This is a genomic window from Arcobacter cryaerophilus gv. crypticus, assembly GCF_002993025.1.
In the GTDB taxonomy this organism is placed as follows: Bacteria; Campylobacterota; Campylobacteria; order Campylobacterales; family Arcobacteraceae; genus Aliarcobacter; species Aliarcobacter cryaerophilus_B.
This window is the reverse complement of the sequence record NZ_NXGI01000002.1, coordinates 362,187-386,153: the sequence shown is the minus strand read 5'-3', so window position 1 is coordinate 386,153 and position 23,967 is coordinate 362,187. Positions and strand designations below refer to the sequence as shown.

Sequence of the window (23,967 nt, the reverse complement as noted above, 5' to 3'; positions counted from 1 at the left end):
TCCACCACAGAATAAACTTTTATTCTATAAAACTTTAGGAGAATAGTTTGAGTGCTTCATTTTCAAATGAGCCAAAAGATTTTACTCTATTTTTAGATTTGCTAAAACAACTTATTCGGGTTCCTTCTGTTACAGGAGCTGAGCACTCTTTTTTACTTTACTTAAAAAGAGAACTTGAAGAGATTGGTATAAAAACAGAGCATTATGATGGACTTTTAGTTGCTAGTGGAAAAGATCCATCAAATGGTATCTTAAGTGCACACATAGATAGACATGGTGTTATTTGTACCGGTCCAAATGAGTTCCAGTTTGCAGCTTTTTTAGCAAAAAATCGCTCTGATTTAAGAGGAAATTCACTTTCAGAACAAACTTTTCAACAAATTTCACAAAGATATATAAATCAAAGCGTTCATGCTTACGAGCCATTTAGTGGAGGCTATTTAGGTATTGGGAAAATTACAGATGCTTTTTTAAAAGAAGAGATAAATAATCTAATATTTAAAATAGATGGGTTAAATCACCTACTTCCTGGCACTCCAATTGCTTTTGTGGATAAGCTTAAACAAAATGGAAATTTAATCTCTGCACAACTTGACAATGTTTTAAGTGCTGCAATTATTTTATATCTTTATCAGCATGGATTTGCTGGAACTGCTTTTTTTACAGCTCAAGAAGAAGCTGGAAAGAGTTGGAGATTTGTTCACGAATGGTTTAAAAAAAATAAAATATCAACAGATAAACTAGTTGTTCTTGATACAAGTCCTTTTGAAAATAGAGAAGAAGCCGATAAGCAACTTGTAGTTTTAAGAAATAAAGATGTAAATGCAAAGTTTAAATCACCTATTTTAAAAGAGTTGAAAAAATTTTGTAAGAAAAATAAAATATCATTTTCTTGTAAAGATAAGTTTATAATTGAAAAAAATAAATTAAGAGAAAAAGAGGGATTAAAACCTCTTAGTATTGGAAGTACAGAGCTAGGAAGACTTGTTATGGAATCAAATGGACAAATTCAAGGCTCAACCTTGCAAATTCCAACAACAGGTTATCATACAGTTGATGAGACAGCTTCTATTGAATCTATCAAGGCAATTATTTTTATTTTGAGTAGTTTTTATATAAAGAGTGTTAATATTTAATTTTAAAAAAGAAGGGAAAAATGAATTTAGCTATTATTTATGATTTAAAAGAGGCTAATGTACAAGAAGAACATATTGAGCAAATTATGGATAAAGTAAAAAATAGATTAAGTGAAGAAAACATCGATAAAGAGCTTGTAAAGTTGGGATATCCTAAAATTTTTACTGTTGATTATAGCGAATATGATAGCTTTGATTATAGCGATAGTTTTACGCCAACTAGTAAAGCAAGTTTAATAGAAGATTGAGGCACTAAAAAACCTTAAGATTTAAATTCATAAGCTGCTTGCTTATGAATTTAGCTACAATTTCCAAAAAATAAGAAAAGAAAAATTTATGAATTTAATAAAACTACTAAAAGACAAAACAAATTTACCTATAAATATTATTGAAAATATAATAAAACTTCTTGATGAAGGATGCACTATTCCTTTTATTGCAAGATATAGAAAAGAGTTTACAAATGGTGCAAGTGATATTGAACTTAGGATATTTGAAGAGGTTTTTGAATATTCAAAAAAATTAATTCAAAGACGAGATGAGATAAAAAATCTATTAAAAGAAAAAAACTTTTTAGATGAAAAACTAATAAAATTTTTAGATGAAGCTACAACTTTACAAGCTTTGGAAGATATTTATGCACCATTTAAAGATAAAAAATCTTCAAGAACTACAACTGCTTTAGAAAATGGACTTGAACCACTAGCAAATATTATTCAAAGTATGAAATATACAAAAGAAGAGTGTGAACAAAAAGCGAATCAATTTTTAAATGAAAATATAAAAACCATAAACGAAGCAATAAATGGAGCAAAAGATATAATAGCTCAAAGATATGCAGATGATTTTAAATCAAAAGAAGTTTTAAGAAATTTAATCCAAAATTGGGGAGTTTTAGAAGTAAGTCCTACAAAAGATTTTGATAAAAATGGTCTTTATTCAAATTTTGCAAATACAAATGAAAAAATAAAATATATAAAATCTCATAGAGTTTTAGCAATTTTAAGAGCTGTAAATGAAAAGCAACTATCACTTAAAGTTGAAATTGATGAAAATCATATTTTAGAAAATATTAAAAAATACAAAATTCCTACAAATGCTTCTAGCTCAAAAGAGTTAGTATTTGATGCTTACAAAGATGGTTTAAAAAGATTGTTACTACCTACTTTAAAAAGAGAGGCTATTTCAAACCTAAAAGAGAAAGCTGGAATTGAAGCCATAGAACTATTTGGAAAAAACCTAAAAGAGCTACTTCTTACAGCTCCACTTGTAAATCAAGTAATTTTAGGAATTGACCCTGGATTTAAAACTGGTTGTAAACTTGCAGTTATTGATGAAAATGGATATTTTTTAGATAGTTCTGTTATATATCCTACAAAACCTAAAGAGGATTTAATAAATTCATCAAAAATAGTACTAGAACTTATTAGAAAATATAAAATTACCGCTATTGCTATTGGAAATGGTACTGCTTCAAGAGAAACTGCAAATTTTATTGATGAGTTATTAAAAAATGAAGAGTTAAAAAAAGAGAATTTTGAAGTAAATTATGCAATAGTTAGTGAAATTGGAGCTAGTGTTTATTCGGCTTCAAAAATAGCTTCTTTGGAGTATCCAAACCTTGATGTAACAATAAGAGGAGCTATATCTATTGCACAAAGACTAAGAGACCCAATGGCAGCATTAGTTAAAATTGACCCAAAATCACTAGGAATTGGTCAATACCAACACGATATAAATCAAAAAGAGCTAGAAAAAAAATTAGAGAATATAACAATAGATTTAGTAAACAAAGTTGGAGTTGATTTAAACTCTGCTTCATATAAGCTTCTATCTTTTATATCTGGAATTAGTGAAAAATTAGCTCAAAATATAGTTGAACATAGAGAAAAAATCAAAAAATTTAGTTCAAAAGAGCAACTTTTAAAAGTAAAAGGTTTAGGAGAAAAAGCATTTATTCAAAGTGTTGGATTTTTGAGAATTAAAGATGGAAAATCAATTTTAGATAATACTGCTATTCATCCTGAAGATTATGAGCTTACTTCAATTTTACAAAAAAAATATACTATTAAAGAGCTAGAAGAGATAAAAGATTTTGAAAAAATGGCACTTGAGCTAAATTGTTCTATTTTAAAACTAAAAGATATAGTAAATGAATTGCTCAAGCCAGGATATGATGTGCGAACAGAGTTTAATCAAGTAAAATTTTCAAATGATATTTTGGATATAAACGACTTAAAAGAGGGATTTATTTTGAATGGAATTGTCCGAAATATAACTGATTTTGGTGCTTTTGTAGATATTGGACTAAAAAATGATGCCCTACTTCATATTTCACAAATTAGCCAAAAAAGAGTTTCTCATCCAAGTGAAGTTTTAAGTATAAATCAAAATCTTGAAAATCTAAAAGTTATAAGTGTGGATTTGGAAAAACAAAGGGTTGGTATTAGTTTAAAATAGATATTTAATTAATTGTGATAAAAAAAGCTATTTTGGTAGCTCTTTTTATCTTTTTTGAATTTCTAATACAATTGATGTTTTTTTATGAACTCATCATCAATATCAATAATATTTCGTTCTCTTAAGCTATCAATAACACTTTTTGTACAATTTACATCTCCTGGCCAACGTCTAGTAAAACCATCTAAAGAGTTTTTATTTGTTCCATCAAGACACAGAGTGTTTCCTTCTACAAATAAATCTCTATTTGAATCAATATTATTTGTAACTCTCCAAATTAACATATATGGATTTTCTAAATCATTTGCTTTAACATCCACAATTACTAAAATTTTTATATGAGAAAATAGTGGTTTTAGCTCCTCAAAAAGATATTTTTGACTTCTTGTTTTTTCTACACTTATAACACAAACTGGATTTTTTGTATCTGTATAGTATTGCTTAAGTCCTTTTATCTCTTTACTTATATTTTGCATTTTGTTTAAAAGTTCATTATCTTCTAAAAGTGTAATTCCTAGCTCATCTATCTCTTTCCCTGTACAATCAAGTCCCAATTTTCCACCAACTGCAAATTTAGCACTTGAGTGGTCAAGATGATCTACAACTCCTTTTGAAACTAAAATGTCCTCAATATTGATTCTATTTAAAATGTATTTAATAATTTCATCATGTGAAGTTAATTTTGGAGCATCATTATTTACAAAAATAGCATGTTTTACAAAACTCATTTGCCCTACTCCCCAAAATGCATGCATCATTTGACTTGCATGCCCTGGATAAAAACTATTTATCTTTGCTAAAATAAGATTATGATAAACACCATTTTCAGGCATATAATAATCAATTAAATCAGGTGCAGTTGTTTTTAAAAGTGGTAAAAATATTCTCTCTGTTGCATATCCCATATATTTATCTTCAAGTGGTGGTTTTCCTACAACCGTTGCTAAAAATACTGGATCTTTTTTGCTTGTAATTGCACTTACTTCCATAAAAGGAAACTCTTCATCTAAAGTATAATAACCAGTATGATCTCCAAAAGGACCCTCAATTTTTAGTTTACTTGTATCAACAAATCCTTCTATAACATAGTCATTATCTTCAGGAATCCAAATATCATTTGTAATTGATTTTACAAGCCTTGCTGGAGAGTTTTTAACAAATCCATAAAGCATAAGCTCAAAAATACCAATAGGAAGCGGTGCTTGTCCACACCAAATATACATAGGATCTCCACCAATTCCAATACTTACAGGCATTTTTTTACCAGCTTTTTTATATTCATGGAAGAAGTGATTACTATCTTTATGTATTTGCCAATGCATTCCAAGAGTATTATCAGGAAATACTTGAAGTCTATACATACCAAGATTTTTAAGTTCACCATTTAAACTTTGAGTATAAACTTGTCCCATAGTAATAAAAGCTCCAGCATCATCTTCCCAAGTTTGGATAACTGGTAAATCACTAAGTTTTGCATCACTTCCAAGTTTTATAACTTCTTGACAAGAACCTTTACTTTTAATTTTTTTTGGAATTGTATTTTTAAGTGAGAATAATTTACCCAAAGTTGATAGTTTTTCACTAAAAGTAACAGGAGGTTTTAATTTTAATAAACTCTCTATTTCATTACCAATTTTATCTCCATCCCCAATAAAAAGTTTAACCGCCTCTTCATTACAAAAAACATTCATTAATACTGGCTCTTTAAATTTTTTTTCATTTTTTCTATCAACTGCATTTGTAAATAAAATTGCTTTTGAATCGGGCTTTTTAACCTCTATATATGCAATGTGTGGTATTTCTAAATTTATATCTAATTCATCAGAAATTATTTTTAAAAGATTGTGTTTTTCTAAAAGTGCTATTGCTCTTTTCATAATTTTTCCTTTGGTTTAAGTAAGATTTTACTCTATCATTATCTTCTTTAATATCTCTTGATGTTCCTTTTTGTAGCAAATTTAAATTAAGCTTTAATTAAGAAAAAGCTTATATTTTAGATATTTTAAGCAGAGTTAATTTGTCAAGATTAGAAAGTATTACATTTTTTCACACTTATATTTTTAATTGATTATAAAACCGCATTAAAATTGTTTAGTTTAAAAAATTTGTGTACAATCAAAGTCTGATTATATTTTATAAAAATAGGAAAGAAGATGTCTGCTGAATTAATCTTAGCATCTGCTATATTTATTGCCATTGGGGTAATTCTTGCAGTTGTTTTTATGCTTACCAAATTTATTGGTCCTCAAAACAAAGACTCTGTTATGAAAAACAATGTCTATGAAAGTGGAATTACGAATCCTATTGGAACAACAAACAATAGATTTTCTGTAAAATTCTATTTAGTTGCTATCTCATTTTTACTTTTTGATGTAGAAGTGATTTTTATGTTTCCTTGGGCTGTAAATGTTGTTGATCTAGGAGTTGCTGGACTATTTAAGATGTTTATCTTTATGGGACTGTTATTTATTGGATTAATTTATATCTATAAGAAAAAGGCTTTATCATGGGATTAGGAGTTGAATCAAGTTTAGGCGATAGCATACTTACAACAAAGTTAGATGCAGCTATTAACTGGGGAAGGTCATATTCTCTTTGGCCTATGGCATTTGGAACTGCATGTTGTGGTATTGAATTTATGGCAGTTGCTGCTTCAAGATACGATGTTTCAAGATTTGGAGCCGAAGTTGTAAGATTTTCTCCAAGACAAGCAGATTTATTAATAGTTGCTGGAACTATTTCATACAAACAAGCTCCAATTTTAAAAAAAATTTATGAGCAAATGTGTGAACCAAAATGGGTAATATCTATGGGAGCATGTGCTTGTAGCGGTGGGTTTTATGATAATTATGCGACTGTTCAAGGAATTGATGAGATTATTCCAGTTGATGAGTACGTTGCTGGTTGTCCTCCAAGACCAGAAGCTGTTCTTGATGCAATTATGAGAATTCAAGAAAAAGCTAAAAATGAGTCAATTATTAAAGATAGAGTTAAAGAATACAAAGGATTTTTAGATGCTTAAGTGTGATTTATTAGTTGATTCAAAAGATTTAAAATCTACTCTTTTAAGATTAAAAAAAGATGAAGATTTTATAATTCTTTTAGATATGACAGTAGTTGATTACTCAAAATTTCCAGATTCTACACCATCAAGATTTGCAGTTGTTTATGTTTTAAGAAGCTCTGATTTTAAAAAAGAGACTACTGTAAAAGCATTTGTAAGTGATGAGACTTTAAGTATTGATACAGTTTGCGATATTTTTGATTCTGCAAATTGGGCTGAAAGAGAAGCTTATGATCAATATGGTGTTATATTTTTAAATCATCCAAATTTAAAAAGAGTTTTAAATCATAAACAATTTGTTGGTCATCCCTTAAGAAAAGATTACAAAATAACTCAAGGTCAAATTTGTACAGAAACTGAAGATTTAATGGATGAGATGTTACCGCTTCTTAAATCAAAAGGCTATACAGATGAAGAGATATCTGATTTAATGCTTTTAAATGTTGGACCTTCTCATCCAGCAAGTCACGGAACTATAAGAAACTTTGTTGCACTTGAAGGTGAAACAATAGCTGCTTGTGTGACAGAAATTGGATATTTACATAGAGGTTTTGAGAAAGCCTGTGAGCACCACACTTATTCACAAGTAATACCATATACAGATAGATTAAATTATTGTAGTGCTATTTTAAATAATATCGGATGGGCAAAAGCAATTGAAGATATGATGAAAATTGAAATAAGTCCAAGAGCAAAAATGATAAGAGTTGTACTTGGTGAATTAAGCCGTATAATTGACCACTTTGTTTGTAATGCTGCAAATATGGTTGATTTAGGTGGTCTTACAAGTTTATGGTACTTATTTGGAGCAAGAGATCAAGCTTATGATTTATTATCAAAACTTACAGGTGCTAGACTTACAAATACTTATACAAGAATTGGTGGTTTAGAGTTTGATTTATATGATGGTTTTGACAAAGATTTAGAAGAAGTTTTAAAAACATCTGAAAAAGCTATAGAAGATGTTTTATCTTTAATAGCTCATAATAAACTTTTCCATGATAGAACTCAAGATATTGGGGTTATAAAAGCTGATTTTGCACTTGCAAATGGTATTTCTGGACCAAACTTAAGAGCAGCTGGAGTTGCTCATGATTTAAGAAAAGATAAACCATACTATGGATACGAAAACTTTGATTTTGATTTAGTTATTGGAAGCCATGGAGATGTTTATGACAGAATGATGTGTAGATTTGAAGAGTCTATTCAATCTATAAAAATTATAAGACAAGCTATGAAAAATATGCCTGATGGTGCTATAAATGTTTATGCTCCAAATCTTGTATTACCAAATAAAAAAGATGTTTATGGAAATATTGAAGGTTTAATGAATCAATTTAAACTTACATTTGAAGGAACTTTAGTTCCAAAAGGTGAGTATTATAGCTCAACAGAAGCTACAAATGGTGAATTAGGGTTTTTTATCGTAAGTGATGGAAGCGGAAGACCATACAAAGTTAAATGTAGACCACCATGTTTTTATTCTTTAGCTGCTTATTCAAAAATAGTTGAAGGTACAATGCTAGCAGATGCTGTTGTTACAATGGCAAGCTTGAATTTTATTGCTGGGGAGTTTGATAGATAATGAGTAGTTTTAAATATACACCACAAAATGAAGCAAAATTTCAAGAGTATGCTTCGAGATATCCAAAAATTGACTCTTGTATGCTACCAGCTCTTTGGTTAGTACAAGAGCAAGAAGGTTGGGTAAGCCCAGAAGCTATGGTTTATGTAGCACAAAAAGTAGAAAAAAGTCCAATGCAAGTATATGAAGTGGCAACATTTTATACTATGTTTAACTTAAAACCAATTGGAAAACACCATATTGAACTTTGTAAAACAGTATCTTGTATGCTTATGGGTGCAAGAGAGTTAAAAGCTTACATAAAAGAAACTTTAGGACTTGAACCAGGTCAAACAAGTGCCGATGGACTTTTTACTTTTAGTGAAGTAGAGTGTCAAGGTGCTTGTGGAGATGCTCCAATGATTGCATTAAATAATGTTTATCACGGAAAACTAACAAAAGAGAAATTAGAAAAAATAATTTGGGAGTGCAAAAATGATAACTAAAATAGTAAGTAAAAATTTTGATATCCCAAATTCACACAAACTTGAAGTTGCTCTTGCAAATGGAAGATACTCTTCTATAGATAAACTTTTTACTATGGCTCCAAATGATGTAACTGCTGAAGTTACAAAATCTGGACTTAGAGGAAAAGGTGGAGGAGGAGCTGCTTGTGGTCCTAAATGGGAACTTATGCCTGCCGTTGATGAAAGACCTAGATATTTAATTGTAAATGGTGATGAGAGTGAACCTGGAACTTTTAAAGATAGACAAATTTTCCAATACGATCCACACCTTTTAATAGAAGGAATTATCTGTACTTGTTGGGCAATTCAAGCTAATCATGCTTATATTTATATAAGAGGTGAGTATAAGTTTTTTATTGATAGATTGAATGAAGCAATTCAAGAAGCTTATAAAGCAAAAATTATTGGTGATAAAATCATGGACAAATATGATTTTAAAGTTGATATTACAGTTCACAGAGGTGGAGGAGCATATATTTGTGGAGAAAAATCTGCACTTATTGAATCAATCGAAGGAAAAAGAGGACACCCAAGATTAAAACCTCATGGAAAAGAGTGTGAGTGGTTTTATGGAGATCCTGCAACTGTAAATAATGTTGAAACTATATCATCAGTTCCAAATATTGTTGAAAATGGAGCAGAGGGTTATACAAAATATGGTACACCAAAATCACCTGGAACTATGCTTTTTGCTATTTCAGGACCTGTTAAAAACCCAGGGGTTTATGAACTTCAATATGGAAATAAAATGATTGACTTCTTAAATGAAGTTGGTGGTGGAATGCTTGAAGGTAAAAAACTAAAAGCTATTATTCCAGGTGGAACTTCATGTCCAATTCTAACAGCAACTGAAGTAGAAAAAGCTGTATTGGATTATGAGTCTATGTGGGATATAGGTTCAACTTTAGGTACAGGAGGTATGATTGTAATTGATGATAGTGCGTGTATGGTCGAAGTTGCGAAAAATATTATTGAATTTTATCATCATGAGTCGTGCGGACAATGTACTCCTTGTAGAGAAGGTTGTGGTTGGATTGATAAAATTATAAGGGATATTATAGAAGGTTGTGGTTCTTCAAATGATTTACAAACTATACTTGATGTTTGCGAAACTATGAATGGAAAAACAGTGTGTGTTTTTGCACCTGCTGTTAAAGATATTATAGCAAGTATTGTAAAAAAATTTAGAAGTGAATTTGACGCTTATATAAAAAATAATCAAAACTAAGGAGAAAAAATGGCAAAGAATACAATGACTTTTACTGACAATAGAACTGGTAAATCTTATGAGTACAATATTATAGATGGTACAAGAGGACCATCTGTTGTAGATATTTCTACATTTTACAAAGATTCTGGAATGTTTACTTTTGATCCAGGTTATACTTCAACAGCTGCTTGTGAATCAAAAATTACATTTATTGATGGTGAAAACTCGGAACTTAAATACAGAGGTTATGATATAGCTGATTTAGCTGGTAAACACTCATTTTTGGATGTATCATATTTATTAATGAATGGAAGATTACCAAATAAAGATGAGTCAAAAAACTTAGATTTAGAGATAAGACATAGATCTTTTGTTGATGAGGGAATTATTAGATTATTTGATGCATTACCTGATAGAGCTCACCCAATGGCAACAATGGCAGCTTCAACAATGGCACTATCTGCATTTTATAAAGACCACTTACATTTAGAAGATGAAGAAGAGTACAAAACTATGCAAAATAGAATTATGGCAAAAATGCCTACAATTGCAGCTATGGCATATAGAAACTCAATTGGAACACCTATGATTTATCCAGATATTGATAGATATTTCACAGAAAATCTATTATATATGTTAAGAGCATATCCAGGTGGAAAAATGAAACATTTAGCTGATGGTTCAAATCAAGAGATTACTCAAATTGAAGTTGATGCACTAGATGCTATTTTAACTCTTCATGCAGACCATGAACAAAATGCTTCTACAACAACTGTTAGAAATGTAGGTTCAACAGAAGCTCACCCTTATGTTGCAATTGCATCTGGTATTTCAGCACTTTGGGGAGCAGCTCATGGTGGAGCAAATGAAAAAGTTATGGATCAACTAAGAATGATTGGTGATGTTAAAAATGTTGCTAGTTTTATAGCAAAAGCAAAAGATAAAAATGATCCATTTAGACTTATGGGATTTGGACATAGAGTTTACAAAAATAGAGACCCAAGAGCCGATACTTTAAGAGATTTACAAGGTAAATTAAAAGAGAAATTAAATCTTGACTCAAAACTAATTGACATTGCGACAGCTGTTGAAGAAGCTGCATTAAAAGATGATTACTTTAAAGAAAGAGGTTTATATCCAAATATAGATTTCTATTCAGGAGTTATCTTAACAGCACTTAAAATTCCAGTGGAGATGTTTACACCTATTTTTGTTATTGGAAGAACTCCAGGTTGGATTGCTCAATGGGCAGAGTTTAAAAGAGATCCAAAACATAAAATTGCTAGACCTAGACAATTATATACAGGTAAATAAAAAATAAGGGGATATGAATTTATGGCTGATCAAGTTAGTATAACAATTAATGGAATTCAATTTCAAGCTACGAAAGGTAGCTTGTTGATTGATAAACTATTGGATGAAAAAATCCATATCCCTCACTTTTGTTATCATCAAGCGTTGGGAAAAGATGGAAATTGTAGAATGTGTATGGTTGAAATTGAGGGTCAAAAAAGACCTCAAATTGCCTGTGACACACCTATAAAAGATGGAATGATTGTAAGAACAAAAGGTGAGAAAATAGAGAGTGTAAGAAAAGATATTTTAGAACTTGAACTTATAAATCACCCTATAGATTGTCCTACATGTGACCAAGCTGGTGAGTGTAAACTACAAGATTACTATATGGAATCTGGTTTTTATGCTTCAAGAGTAAATGTTGATGATAAAAATCATGCAAGAAAAAGAGTTGATTTAGGTTCAAATGTAATGTTGGATCAAGAAAGATGTGTACTTTGTCTTAGATGTGTAAGATTTTGTAAAGATATTACAAAAACAGCAGAACTAGGAGTTATAGATAGAACAGATCACTCAGTTATTGGAACATTTCCAGGGCGTCCTTTGGATAATCCATATGCTATGAATGTTGTTGATTTATGCCCTGTTGGAGCATTAACAAGCAAAGATTTTAGATTTAAACAAAGAGTTTGGTTCTTACAAAGTTTTGAGGCTATTTGTAATGGTTGTTCAAAAGGGTGTAATATAAATGTAGATCATAGAAAAGAGAAATATAAAGATGATATGATTTATAGATTTAGACCAAGAACAAATAAAGCAGTAAACGGTTGGTTTATGTGTGATTATGGAAGATTGTCTTATGAAAATGATGCAACAAATAGATTTACAACTGCATTAATTAATAAAAATGAGACAAATATTTCAAATGCTATTATTAATATCTTTAAAGAGTTATCAAGTCATGAAAATAAATTAATACTTTTAAGTCCTAATTTATCTTATGAAGAGATGATAAATGTAAAAGAACTAGCAAGTAAGCTAAATATAAAACTAAGTGGATATTCTCCAAATACTATTGATGAATCTTTTGCAGATGATTGGTTAAAAAAAGCTGATAAAACTGCAAATAGAGGATCTTTCAAAGAACTTGAAATAGATGAAACTAAAGAGTTTTTTGATAAAGCTTTAAGTGAAGCAAAAACTATTTTTGTTTTAGAAAATAGCTATTTTGAAGATAAGTTAAATTTACTTGAAAATAAAAAACTTATCTCTTTATTCTCTCATCACTGTTTAACAGTAGGAAACTCTGATATTGCAATTCCTGTTGCATCTTTTTACGAAAAAAGTGGTTCATACATAAACTGTGATGGAATAAGACAAAAAGTTGTTTCTAAATTAGATAAAAATAGTCCTATGCCTACAATTACAACAATCATAGAGAATATTAAATTTATGATTGAAAAAGGAACTATATGAGTACTACAATTATAATTATTGTAAATATTGCCTTATCAGTGGTTCTTGCCGTTGGGTTAACACCACTTTGGGTTTGGTGGGAAAGAAGAATTGCTGGATTTATTCAAGATAGAAGTGGTCCAAACAGATGTAGCATTGGAGTTATAAGACTAGGTGGTCTTATTCAAGCACTTGCTGATATGTTAAAACTTATCTTTAAAGAAGATTTCACACCTTCTCATATAAAACATAAGTTTTTCTTTACAATTGCTCCTGCTATAGTATTTATGGCTTCATTTTTAACTTTTGCAGTTATTCCATATGCTGATGTTTTAACAATAGATGGAAAAGCTCACACAATGCAAGCTATACCAAATGAACTTGGTATTATGTGGTTTTTAGCATTTGCTGGACTTAGTGTTTATGGAATTATTTTAGGTGGTTATTCATCTCAAAGTAAATATGGACTTCTAGGTTCAATTAGAGCTTCTGCTCAAGTTATATCTTATGAAGCTGCTATGGGATTAGCAATTATATCTATGATTGTATCTTATGGTTCAATTCATCTAACAGATATTGTAAATGCACAAACGGGAACTTATCTTGGAGTTATTCCTATGTGGGGAATATTTATTCAACCTTTAGCTGCTGTTATATTTATTGTGTGTTCATTTGCAGAAACAAATAGAGCTCCATTTGACTTAGCAGAAGGTGAGAGTGAAATAGTTGCTGGATATCATACAGAATATAGTGCAATGAAATTTGGACTTTTTCAAGTTGGTGAATATGCAGCTATGAGTGCTTCAAGTGCATTAATAGTAACGCTATTTTTTGGTGGTTATCAAATTCCTTGGATGGATACAGCAACTATTCAATCAAATATAAATTATGTTATTTTGGCAATAATTATTTTACTTCCTATTAAAATATTTATATTTACAAGATGGATGAAGAAAAATAACAAAAGAGTTGGAAACGATACAAGCAGAGAAAAAGAGACAAAAATATTAACTGTAATTTTTTGGTCATTGTGTTTAGTAATCGTGGGAGTTTTAATATCATTTTTAGTAACTGGACTTGGAACAAATGGAGTAAATATTGCAACTGCAGTTCTTCAAGTTGGAACTTTTATGGTTAAATTTTTCATGATGGCTTTTGTTTATATGTGGGTTAGATGGACTGTTTTAAGAATTAGATATGACCAACTACAAATGCTAGGATGGAAAGTTTTAATTCCTCTAGCTTTATTAAATATTGTAATAACAGCAATTGTTGTTGTGTTAGGAAATTAAGATGGCAATAAAAATAGTACCAAGATATGGAAGTTCATTTAAAGATAAGCTATACATTCCTGCTATTGCTGGAGGAATGAAAACAACTTTTAAGCACTTCTTTAAAAATCTAAGAGATGTAGAAGGTTTAAATACTTTACAATATCCAGAGGTTCAACCAACAGATATAACTGAAAGATATAGAGGTGTTCATAGACTTACAAAACATGACGATGGATCTGAAAAGTGTGTTGCTTGTTTTATGTGTGCAACAGCATGTCCTGCTGAATGTATTTTTATAGAAGCAGAAGAAAGATTTGATGGTGTTGATGAAAAAAGACCAAAAGAGTTTAAAATAGACCTTCTTGAATGTGTATTTTGTGGATATTGTGTAGAAGCTTGTCCATGTGATGCAATCAGAATGGATACTGGAATTTTCTCTTTTACAGCTTCAACTAGAGAAGAGTTTGTATTAGATAAAAAAGCTCTTATGAAAAATGAGAGATCAAAGGATTTTGAATAATGGCTGATATACTATTTATTGCTTTAGCATTTTTTGCAATTACTGGTGCTATTGCTATGCTAGTTTACAAAAGTCCAATGTTTAGTGCATTGGGGCTTTTGATTACTATGCTAAGTGTTGCTGGACTGTTTGCACTTTTAAATGCTACTTTATTGTTTATGGTACAAATTATCGTTTATGCTGGTGCTATTATGGCTTTAATTCTATTTATTTTAATGTTTTTAAATATCAAAGAAGAGGATTTACCGCAAGAACCTAAAAAGTTTATGCTTATAGGTTTTGGTGCTATTTTGATGATTCCTCTAAATATTTTAGTTTTAAAGGCTGTATCAAATTTACCTAGCAAAGATTTATATCCTATTGAAGGTGATTTTGGAACTATAAAACCAGTTGGGCTTATTCTTTATAATGATTGGATTGTAGCATTTGAGTTAATATCAATTTTACTTCTAATTGCACTTGTAGGTTCTGTTGTTCTTGCAAAAAGAAGAAAAACTAAAATAACTTCAAAGGAGGATTAAAAAGATGATATCACTAACTTCTTATGCTTTTGTATCTATGATTTTATTCTCAATTGGTGCAATTGGAGTAATTGCTAGAAGAAATATTTTTGTGATTTATATGTCACTTGAACTTATGTTAAATGGTGTAAATCTATTTTTAGTAACATTTGCTAGATACCATTTTAATATTGACCCTCAAATTGTTTCAATTATGGTTATATCTATAGCTGCTGCTGAAGCTGCGATATTCCTATCAATAGTTATATTGCTGTTTAGATCTAAAAAATCTTTGGATACAGATCTATTTACATCTCTATCTCAAGGAGAAAAAAGATGAGTACAAATCTTTTAGTTTGGATAATTTTAGCTCCTTTACTTGGGGCTATTTTAAATGGTGGTCTATATTTTTATAATATAAAAAAACAGAAAATATCAGAAAATTATTTTGCAATAATTGGAACATTGACTCCTTTAATTTCTTTTTTAATAACTCTTAGCTTATTTTTAAGAATGCTTGAAGAAAAAATTATATTTAAACAACATATATTTACATGGTTAAATGTTGAAAACTTAAATGTAGATATGGCATTTTTAGGAGATAATTTATCTATTTTTATGTCAATGTTTGTAACTTTTGTTGGTTGGTTAATTCACATTTATGCTGTTGGTTATATGAAAGATGACGAAGGTTTTGGTAAATTCTTCGCTTACTTTAATCTATTCCTAGCATCAATGTTAATTCTAGTTCTTGCAGATAATCCAATAATTTTATTTATAGGTTGGGAAGGTGTTGGAGTTTGTTCATACCTTTTAATTAAGTTTTATTATGGTGAAAAAAACAATGTTATTGCTGCAAATAAAGCATTTATTGTAAACAGAGTTGGAGATTTTGGATTCCTTTTAGGAGTTGCAACACTATTTTTTGCATTAGGTCAAGTTGACTTATCTTTTTCTTCAATTGAAGCAAATTTATCAAATGCATCAAATGGTTGGCTTTTATTAGCTGGAGTATTATTATTTATAGGAGCTATGGGAAAATCAGCTCAAATTCCACTATATACTTGGCTTCCAGATGCAATGGCAGGTCCCACACCAATTTCAGCACTAATTCACGCAGCAACAATGGTTACAGCCGGGGTTTATATGGTTGCAAGATTCCATTTCTTATATACAGGAATAGAAGAAATTGGAATATTTATAGCATATATTGGAGCATTTTCAGCTTTACTTGCTGCTATCATTGCAACAAGACAAACAGATATTAAAAAAATACTTGCTTACTCAACTATGAGTCAATTAGGTTATATGTTTATAGCTGTTGGACTTGGATTTTACTCAAGCGGATTATTTCATGTTTTCACACATGCATTCTTTAAAGCAATGCTATTTATGGGAGCTGGTGGAGTTATAATTGCACTTCATCATGAGCAAAATATTTTTAATATTGCTAAACATAGAGCAATATTGCCAATAATTTCTGCAACATTTTTAATAGGAGTTATTGCAATTTCAGGAATTCCACCATTTTCTGGATTTTTCTCTAAAGATGCAATACTAGCAGCTGCATTTCAAGAAGGACATTACTTAATATATGGAATTGCACTATTTACTGCATTTTTAACTGCATTTTATATGTTTAGACTATATTTTGTTGTTTTTGTTACACCAAATCATCATAAAAAAGAGTATGTATATACAAGTAAAACTATTACATTTCCACTTGTAGTATTAGCAATAGGTGCTGTTACAGCTGGATTTTTAAATCTACCTTCTATATTTGGTGGAACACATATGGTAGATACTTGGCTTGGAAGCTTAAATTCAAAAACAATTACTCTATCTCATAGTACAGAGTATATTTTAATGGCTCTTTCAGTTCTAGTTGCTTCTTTTGGTATATTTATTGCATACAAAAAATATGCAAGATTTGATTTAGAAAAACCTGAGCTTGAAGTTGGTTTTGTTGGAAGAAAACTTTATGTTGATGAGCTTTATGATATTTTATTTGTTAAAACTTCAAAAGCAGCATCTTGTTTTATTGATAAAGTTTTAGATGCAAAAATTATTGATGCATTTATTATGAAATCTTCAATCTATTTTGTAGCTATTGGAAGAAAAGTAGCATTAATACAAAATGCAAATGTACGATTCTATGCAGCATTTATGCTTGCTGGAATGTCTTGTATATTTGTATATCTATATTTAAAATTAGGGTTATAATATGAGTGCAGATATTCTTTCATTTATTATATTTTTACCTGCTATTGTAGCATTAGGTTTAATGATAACAACTAGAGATGTAAATACTATTAGAAATATTGCATTTCTTACAACTACAGTTATTTTAGCACTTGTGCTCAAACTTTATTTAGAATTTGAACCAAGTTCTGGAATGCAATTTGTAACAAATGTTGCTTGGATTGAAACATATGGTATAAATTACTATATTGGTTTAGATGGAATCTCATTAACAATTTTAATGATGATTGCAATTTTAATTCCAACTTCATATTTACTTTTATGGGAAGGTAAAACTAAAGGCTATTGGATAAATATGCTTTTAGTTCAAAGTGGTGTTACTGGAACTCTTCTTTCATTAGATATTGTTCTTTTCTACTTCTTTTGGGAAATTATGCTTTTACCAGTTTTTCTTATGATTGGTCAATTTGGATTTGGTGATAAAGTTTTTACAACAATCAAAGTAACAGTTTATACAATGGCTGGATCACTTTTAATGCTTGTAGCAATTTTATACCTAGGTGTTGCATATCATAATGAGTTTGGTGTTTGGTCTTTTGCTTATGATAAACTAATGCAAATATCAATACTTGATTACAATACAAAAATTTGGTTATTTTTAGGTTTTTTAGTAGCATTTGCTATAAAAATTCCACTATTTCCTCTTCATACTTGGATTATGGAAACATATAAAAATGCTCCAACTGGTGCTGTATTTTTACTATCATCGATTATGGCAAAACTAGGAGTTTATGCTATTTTAAGATTTATGATACCACTATTTCCAGAGGTTTATATTGAGTTTTCAACTTGGTTTGTAATTATTGGTCTTTTTGGTCTTGTATACTTTGGAATAGCTGCACTTATGCAAGATGATATTAAAAGAATGTTTGCTTACTCGTCAGCTTCTCACTTAAGTTTCATAGCTGCTGGTATTTTTTCGCTAAACTCTTATGGTATAAATGGGGCTTTATATTTAATTATTGCTCACGCAATAGCAACTGGAGCACTATTTTTACTTGTAGGATTAATGCAAGAACAAACAGGATTTAAAACTATAAAAGATTTAGGTGGAATTGCAAAAAAAGCTCCTATTTTTACATTTGTTTTTGCTGTTATGCTTTTTGCAAATGTTGGACTTCCAGGTACAAATGGATTTGTTTCTGAATTACTTATAATATTTGGTGTATTTAACTTTAATATTTATCTAGGTGCTATTGCTGCTTTATCAGTTGTTATTGGAGCTTCTTATATGCTTTGGATGTTTCAAAGAGCAATTTTGCAAGATAGACCTGAAGGTTCAGCTGAACTTAATATGAGAGATTTAAAAATTAAAGAGATTGTTGGACTTGTTCCATGGGTTGTTTTAGTGTTTGTTATGGGATTTTATCCAGAAGTTTTTATAGATAAATTTGAACCAACAGTTACGCACTACTTACAAGATATTTTACAAATTGGAGCAACAAAATGAGTAATTTTATTTATTTAATTCCAACTTTACTGGTTTTATTTGGAGCTATTGCTCTGTTATTTATGAGTATGTATGAAAAAATTAGTGTAAAAAGTCATATTTTTGTATCTTCACTATTTTTAGTTTCGGCATTAGTATTTGCACTTTTAAATGCAAATACTCTATATTCTGTTCAACCTTATGATAGTTTTTTAAATAATGTTTTGACTTTCGATACTTTCTCGAATTTCTTTAATATTTTATTGATTTTAGGAACTTTATTAACAATTTTAATTGGTGAACACTATTTACAACATAGAAGTTATTTCAAAGGTGAATTTTTTAGTATTTTACTTTTTTCTCTATTTGGAATGATGGTTTTAGCACAAGCAAATGAGCTAATAACTGCATTTATTGCATTAGAAATTGCATCATTTAGTGTATATATTATGGTTGGTTACAATAGTGATGATTCAAAAAGAGTTGAAGCTATTTTTAAATATTTAGTGCTTGGTGCATTTATTGGTGCATTTTTCCTACTAGGACTTGTTTTAGTTTTTGGAACTGTTGCAAGTACAAATTTAGCAGATATTTATTCATACATTCAAGCAAGTAATGGTTCAAATCTTGAGCTTTTATATATTGGTTTAACTCTAATTTTATTTACTTTCCTTTTCAAAATTGCAGCATTTCCGTTCCAATCTTGGGTACTAGATATCTATAGAGGTGCCCCTATGATTATTACAGCATATATGGCATCTACATTTAAAATTGCTATATTCTCATTTTTTATGAGATTAATCTTAGATTACATAGCTCCAATCATAGATTTCTGGGATACTATTTTACAAGTTGTAATTATTATGACTCTTTTATTTGGAACTTGGCTTGCTATTACACAAGATATTGTAAAAAGAATGTTAGCAGCTTCTTCAATAGTACACACAGGTTATTTACTTCTTGCATTTATATCTTTAAGTTATGCAAATAATTCAATAGTAAATATTGAAGCTGCATACTCTATAATGTTCTATTTAATAGCTTATTTAGTATCTGCACTTGGTGCATTTGGATTAGCTTCTCATATTATTTCAGAGACAAATATTAAAGTTACTTTTGATGACTTTAAAGGTTTAGCAAAACAAAGACCATTTTTAGCTGCAATGATGACAATATTTATGCTATCACTTGCAGGAATCCCTGGAACTATAGGTTTTATAGGAAAAGTTTATGTATTTACAGAAGCATTAAAAGCTGGATATGTTGCATTAGCAATTTTTGCAATTTTTGCAACAATAGTTTCAATGTACTATTATCTAAGATTAATTGCTGTTATGTATTTTTACCCTCCAAAAGAAGAGTGCATAAGCGAAGATTTCAACGACAGTAGAGTTTCTACTTATGCAATACTTTTTGTTGCAATATTAACTGTTGTTGGTGGTATTGGTTCTGCTGTTGTATTCTTTATTCCTGTATTAAATATTGATACTTTAATAAACTTTGCACAACTAGCTGTGAAATCTCTATTTTTATAGTGAGTATTTTAGTAACACTCTAAAACTATATTTTAACATTTAGTCCAGTAATAATGGGCTAAATGTCACTTTTTTACAATCTTTTATATTTTTTTAACAAAAACCTTTTTTATTGACTAATTTTAAACCTATAATTTGATATTATGTTGTTAAATCTAAATCTAAAGAAAAGGATAGCAAATGAGTGACCTAATAGAGGGTTATTTAGGGAAAACAGAAGAAGGGAAAAAAAGTAGATTACCTGCAAAACTTGACTTTATTCAAAGTTTTACAGGTGGTTTTTTAGCTTTATTTATGTGGGCGCATATGATGCTTGTTGCATCAATTTTGGTGTCAAATGATTTTATGTACCAAGTTACAAAATTATTAGAAGGTAGCTTTATATTTGAAGATGGAAATCCTCTTTTAGTATCTATTGCTGCACTTGTTATTTTTGTTATTTTTATTGTTCATGCAGCTTTAGGAATGAGAAAATTACCAGGTAACTTTAAACAGTATCAAGTAATAAAAGCTCATGCAAAAAGTATGGGACATGATGACACAAAACTATGGTTTACACAAGCATTTACAGGATTTGCAATGTTCTTCTTAGGTTCAGTGCATTTGTATGTAATTATGACACATCCAGATCAAATAGGTCCTTACGAAAGTAGTGCAAGAGTTTGGGATGAATATATGTGGCCACTATATATTCTTTTATTATTAGCTGTTGAATTCCATGGAACAATTGGTCTTTATAGACTTTGCGTAAAATGGGGATGGTTTGATGGTGAAAATCCAAAAGCAACGAGAAAAGCACTTAAAAAACTTAAATGGGCATTAACAGTATTTTTCTTAGTTTTAGGATTTGCTTCACTTGCTGCTTATATGAAAATTGGTTACGAAAACTCTAAAAACAATGTTCCTAGAGATTCATTTAAACCATCTGCACATATTATGAATTATGACTTAAAAACTAAAAGTGTTGGAGGAATCGCATAATGAAAATTAATTACTGTGATGCATTAGTAATTGGTGGAGGACTTGCAGGTCTTAGAGCTGCTGTTGCTGCACAAAAAAAAGGTTTAAGTACAACTGTTTTATCTTTAGTTCCAGTTAAAAGATCTCATAGTGCTGCTGCGCAAGGTGGTATGCAAGCATCTGTAGGAAACTCTAAGATGTCTGATGGAGATAATGAAGATTTACACTTTGCAGATACTGTAAAAGGTAGTGACTGGGGATGTGATCAAGATGTTGCAAGAATGTTTGTTCACACTGCTCCAAAAGCAATTCGTGAGTTAGCTGCTTGGGGTGTTCCTTGGAGTAGAGTTGAAAAAGGTACTAGAGAAGCTGTTATAAATGCTAAAAAAACAACTATTACAGAAGATGAAGATAGACACGGACTTATAACTTCAAGAGACTTTGGTGGTACTAAAAAATGGAGAACATGTTATACAGCAGATGCAACTGGACACACTATGCTTTTTGGTGTTGCAAATGAAGCTTTAAGACATGATGTTGATATTAGAGATAGAAAAGAAGCTTTAAGCTTAATTCATGAAAATGGAAGATGTTATGGAGCAATTGTACGAGATTTAATTACTGGTGAATTAGAAGCTTATGTTGCAAAAGGTACATGTATAGCAACAGGTGGATATGGAAGAGTATTTAAACAAACAACAAATGCTGTTATTTGTGAAGGAACAGGGGCTGCAATTGCTTTAGAAACTGGAATTGCAACTTTAGGAAATATGGAAGCTGTTCAGTTCCATCCAACACCAATCGTACCATCTGGAATTTTATTAACAGAGGGTTGTAGAGGAGATGGTGGAATTCTAAGAGACGTTGATGGTCACAGATTTATGCCTGATTATGAGCCTGAGAAAAAAGAATTAGCATCAAGAGACGTTGTTTCAAGAAGAATGATTGAGCATATTAGAAATGGTAAAGGTGTTCCTTCTCCTTATGGATATCACGTATGGCTAGATATTTCTATTTTAGGAAGAGAGCATATTGAGAAAAACTTAAGAGATGTTCAAGAGATTTGTCAAATTTTCAACGGAATAGATCCAGCTGATGAAGGTCCAAAAGGTTGGGCTCCAGTTCTTCCAATGCAACACTACTCAATGGGTGGAATTAGAACAAAAAAAACAGGAGAATCTCAAAATTTAGCAGGATTATTTGCTTGTGGTGAAGCTGCTTGTTGGGATATGCACGGATTTAATAGACTTGGAGGAAATAGTGTTTCTGAAACAGTTGTTGCTGGTATGATTATTGGTAACTACTTTGCTGATTATTGTTTGGAAAATGATGTAACAATTCCTACAAAAACTGTACAAAAGTTCTTAGATGAGCAAGATAAATATTTAGATGAACTTTTAGCTTATGAAGGTAGTGAAGATATTTTCAAAATCAAAAATAGAATGAAACAACTAATGGATGACAAAGTTGGAATTTTTAGAAGTGGAGAACCACTAAAAGAAGCTGTTGAAGAGTTAAAAGAACTTTTGGCTAAAACTAAAAAAATTAATATTAAATCTAAAGAAAGAGCTGGAAATCCAGAACTTGAAGAAGCTTATAGAGTGCCAAAAATGTTGAAAGTAGCACTTTGTGTTGCTAAAGGTGCAAGAGAGAGAACTGAATCAAGAGGTGCTCACTATAGAGAAGATTTCTTAATGAGAGATGATAAAAATTGGTTAAATAGAACTCTTACATCTTGGACAAATCCAAATGATATGGAACCAACTATTACTTATGAACCGCTTGATATTATGAAAATGGAAATGCCTCCTGCATTTAGAGGATATGGTGCAAAAGGTATGATTATTGAGCATGAATTATCAGCAGTTAGACAAGAGCAAGTTGATAGTATAACTGAGAAAATGGAATCTGAAGGAAAAGATAGACATCAAATTCAAGATGCATTAATGCCATTTGATTTACCAATGAACTATAAAGAGAAAAATGAAAGAGCAGGAGATAAATAATGAGCACGCAAAAAGGTAGAGAAATTACAATTTCAGTTCTTAAATATAATCCTAGAAGCAAGGTTTCAAAACCTCACTTCGTTGAATATAAGTTAGAAGAGACACCAGGTATGACTCTTTTTATTGCTCTAACTCAAATAAGAGAGTTTCACGATCCTGATTTATCTTTTGACTTTGTTTGTAGAGCTGGAATTTGTGGAAGTTGTGGAATGATGGTTAATGGAAAACCAGTATTAGGTTGTAGAGCATTAATCGCAAACTATCCAACTGGAAAATTACAATTAATGCCAATGCCTGCATTTGAACTAATCAAAGATTTATCAGTAAATACTGGAAAATGGATGGATAGTATGAGTAAAAGAGTTGAATCTTGGGTTCACTCAGATCATAAAGTAGATATATCAAAACTTGAAGATAGAATTGAGCCAAAAGTTGCAAATGATACTTTTGAACTTGATAGATGTATTGAGTGTGGTATTTGTGTTGCTTCTTGTGGAACAATGCTAATGAGACCAAACTTTGTTGGACCAGTTGGACTAAATAGAGTTGCTAGATTTGAAATAGATCCACACGACAGCAGAACAGCTGAAGATTTCTATGAACTAATCGGTGATGATGATGGAGTATTTGGTTGTATGTCACTTCTGGCTTGCGAAGACCATTGTCCAAAACATTTACCACTACAAAATAAAATTGCTTACTTAAGAAGAAAATTGGTAGCACTTAGATAGTTATTTATGAAGGTTTTACCTTCATAAATGTAAATAAT

The 23,967-nt window shown here is 30.2% G+C and carries 21 protein-coding genes; 20 read left to right on the top strand and 1 reads right to left on the bottom strand.

Annotated features, from left to right (window positions below; genetic code table 11):
• The first annotated feature begins 47 nt into the window (after positions 1-47).
• The 3 genes from CJ670_RS02400 to CJ670_RS02390 all read left to right on the top strand — a co-directional run bounded on the left by CJ670_RS02400 (position 48) and on the right by CJ670_RS02390 (position 3,596).
• Positions 48-1,136, top strand: coding sequence for a peptidase M42 (locus CJ670_RS02400; protein ID WP_105938711.1), 1,089 nt, complete (start codon positions 48-50; stop codon positions 1,134-1,136).
• A 20-nt stretch (positions 1,137-1,156) separates the two neighbouring features.
• Positions 1,157-1,384 (top strand): hypothetical protein, encoded by a 228-nt coding sequence (locus CJ670_RS02395; RefSeq protein WP_105938710.1) that lies wholly within the window; start codon positions 1,157-1,159, stop codon positions 1,382-1,384.
• Between the two features lie 88 nt (positions 1,385-1,472).
• Positions 1,473-3,596 carry a helix-hairpin-helix domain-containing protein gene (locus CJ670_RS02390; protein WP_105938709.1) on the top strand — a complete coding sequence of 708 codons (2,124 nt, stop codon included), beginning with the start codon at positions 1,473-1,475 and terminating at the stop codon, positions 3,594-3,596.
• Between the two features lie 62 nt (positions 3,597-3,658).
• On the opposite strand, the gene CJ670_RS02385 is transcribed toward CJ670_RS02390, so the two are convergent.
• Positions 3,659-5,473: a menaquinone biosynthesis decarboxylase gene (locus CJ670_RS02385; protein WP_105938708.1), complete on the bottom strand. Its 1,815-nt coding sequence runs from the start codon at positions 5,471-5,473 to the stop codon at positions 3,659-3,661.
• Between the two features lie 276 nt (positions 5,474-5,749).
• Here CJ670_RS02385 and CJ670_RS02380 point away from each other — a divergent pair, with 276 nt between their 5' ends.
• From CJ670_RS02380 to CJ670_RS02300, 17 genes are all read left to right on the top strand, one after another.
• Positions 5,750-6,112, top strand: a complete 363-nt coding sequence (locus CJ670_RS02380; RefSeq protein WP_105911033.1) for an NADH-quinone oxidoreductase subunit A — start codon at positions 5,750-5,752, stop codon at positions 6,110-6,112.
• Complete coding sequence (locus CJ670_RS02375; RefSeq protein WP_105911034.1) at positions 6,103-6,618, top strand: NADH-quinone oxidoreductase subunit B; 516 nt, start codon at positions 6,103-6,105, stop codon at positions 6,616-6,618. The genes CJ670_RS02380 and CJ670_RS02375 overlap by 10 nt, the downstream gene beginning before the upstream one ends.
• On the top strand, positions 6,611-8,245 hold the full coding sequence (locus CJ670_RS02370) for an NADH-quinone oxidoreductase subunit D (RefSeq protein WP_105911035.1): 1,635 nt from the start codon (positions 6,611-6,613) through the stop codon (positions 8,243-8,245). Before CJ670_RS02375 ends, CJ670_RS02370 begins: the two co-directional genes overlap by 8 nt.
• Positions 8,245-8,730, top strand: coding sequence for an NADH-quinone oxidoreductase subunit NuoE family protein (locus CJ670_RS02365; protein WP_105911036.1), 486 nt, complete (start codon positions 8,245-8,247; stop codon positions 8,728-8,730). The genes CJ670_RS02370 and CJ670_RS02365 overlap by 1 nt, the downstream gene beginning before the upstream one ends.
• Positions 8,720-9,979 carry an NADH-quinone oxidoreductase subunit NuoF gene (gene nuoF / locus CJ670_RS02360; protein WP_105938707.1) on the top strand — a complete coding sequence of 420 codons (1,260 nt, stop codon included), beginning with the start codon at positions 8,720-8,722 and terminating at the stop codon, positions 9,977-9,979. The genes CJ670_RS02365 and nuoF overlap by 11 nt, the downstream gene beginning before the upstream one ends.
• A 9-nt stretch (positions 9,980-9,988) precedes the next feature.
• Complete coding sequence (locus CJ670_RS02355; RefSeq protein ID WP_105911038.1) at positions 9,989-11,275, top strand: citrate synthase; 1,287 nt, start codon at positions 9,989-9,991, stop codon at positions 11,273-11,275.
• Positions 11,276-11,296: 21 nt separating this feature from the next.
• A complete protein-coding gene (locus CJ670_RS02350) occupies positions 11,297-12,733 on the top strand; it encodes an NADH-quinone oxidoreductase subunit G (protein ID WP_105938706.1) in 1,437 nt (478 codons plus the stop codon).
• Positions 12,730-14,004: a complex I subunit 1/NuoH family protein gene (locus CJ670_RS02345; protein ID WP_105911040.1), complete on the top strand. Its 1,275-nt coding sequence runs from the start codon at positions 12,730-12,732 to the stop codon at positions 14,002-14,004. Before CJ670_RS02350 ends, CJ670_RS02345 begins: the two co-directional genes overlap by 4 nt.
• A 1-nt stretch (position 14,005) precedes the next feature.
• Entirely contained in the window at positions 14,006-14,506 is a 501-nt protein-coding gene (locus CJ670_RS02340) for a NuoI/complex I 23 kDa subunit family protein (RefSeq protein WP_105911041.1), read from the top strand.
• Positions 14,506-15,027 (top strand): NADH-quinone oxidoreductase subunit J family protein, encoded by a 522-nt coding sequence (locus tag CJ670_RS02335; protein ID WP_105911042.1) that lies wholly within the window; start codon positions 14,506-14,508, stop codon positions 15,025-15,027. The genes CJ670_RS02340 and CJ670_RS02335 overlap by 1 nt, the downstream gene beginning before the upstream one ends.
• A 4-nt stretch (positions 15,028-15,031) precedes the next feature.
• A complete protein-coding gene (gene nuoK / locus CJ670_RS02330) occupies positions 15,032-15,346 on the top strand; it encodes an NADH-quinone oxidoreductase subunit NuoK (protein WP_105911043.1) in 315 nt (104 codons plus the stop codon).
• Positions 15,343-17,229 carry an NADH-quinone oxidoreductase subunit L gene (gene nuoL, locus CJ670_RS02325; RefSeq protein ID WP_105938705.1) on the top strand — a complete coding sequence of 629 codons (1,887 nt, stop codon included), beginning with the start codon at positions 15,343-15,345 and terminating at the stop codon, positions 17,227-17,229. Before nuoK ends, nuoL begins: the two co-directional genes overlap by 4 nt.
• Position 17,230: 1 nt before the next feature.
• Positions 17,231-18,718 (top strand): complex I subunit 4 family protein, encoded by a 1,488-nt coding sequence (locus CJ670_RS02320; protein ID WP_105938704.1) that lies wholly within the window; start codon positions 17,231-17,233, stop codon positions 18,716-18,718.
• Positions 18,715-20,232 carry an NADH-quinone oxidoreductase subunit N gene (locus tag CJ670_RS02315; protein WP_105938703.1) on the top strand — a complete coding sequence of 506 codons (1,518 nt, stop codon included), beginning with the start codon at positions 18,715-18,717 and terminating at the stop codon, positions 20,230-20,232. Before CJ670_RS02320 ends, CJ670_RS02315 begins: the two co-directional genes overlap by 4 nt.
• A 180-nt stretch (positions 20,233-20,412) precedes the next feature.
• Positions 20,413-21,213, top strand: a complete 801-nt coding sequence (locus CJ670_RS02310) for a fumarate reductase cytochrome b subunit (protein ID WP_105911047.1) — start codon at positions 20,413-20,415, stop codon at positions 21,211-21,213.
• A complete protein-coding gene (locus tag CJ670_RS02305; protein ID WP_105938702.1) occupies positions 21,213-23,198 on the top strand; it encodes a fumarate reductase flavoprotein subunit in 1,986 nt (661 codons plus the stop codon). Before CJ670_RS02310 ends, CJ670_RS02305 begins: the two co-directional genes overlap by 1 nt.
• Positions 23,198-23,929 carry a fumarate reductase iron-sulfur subunit gene (locus CJ670_RS02300; protein WP_105911049.1) on the top strand — a complete coding sequence of 244 codons (732 nt, stop codon included), beginning with the start codon at positions 23,198-23,200 and terminating at the stop codon, positions 23,927-23,929. The genes CJ670_RS02305 and CJ670_RS02300 overlap by 1 nt, the downstream gene beginning before the upstream one ends.
• Positions 23,930-23,967 lie beyond the last annotated feature (38 nt).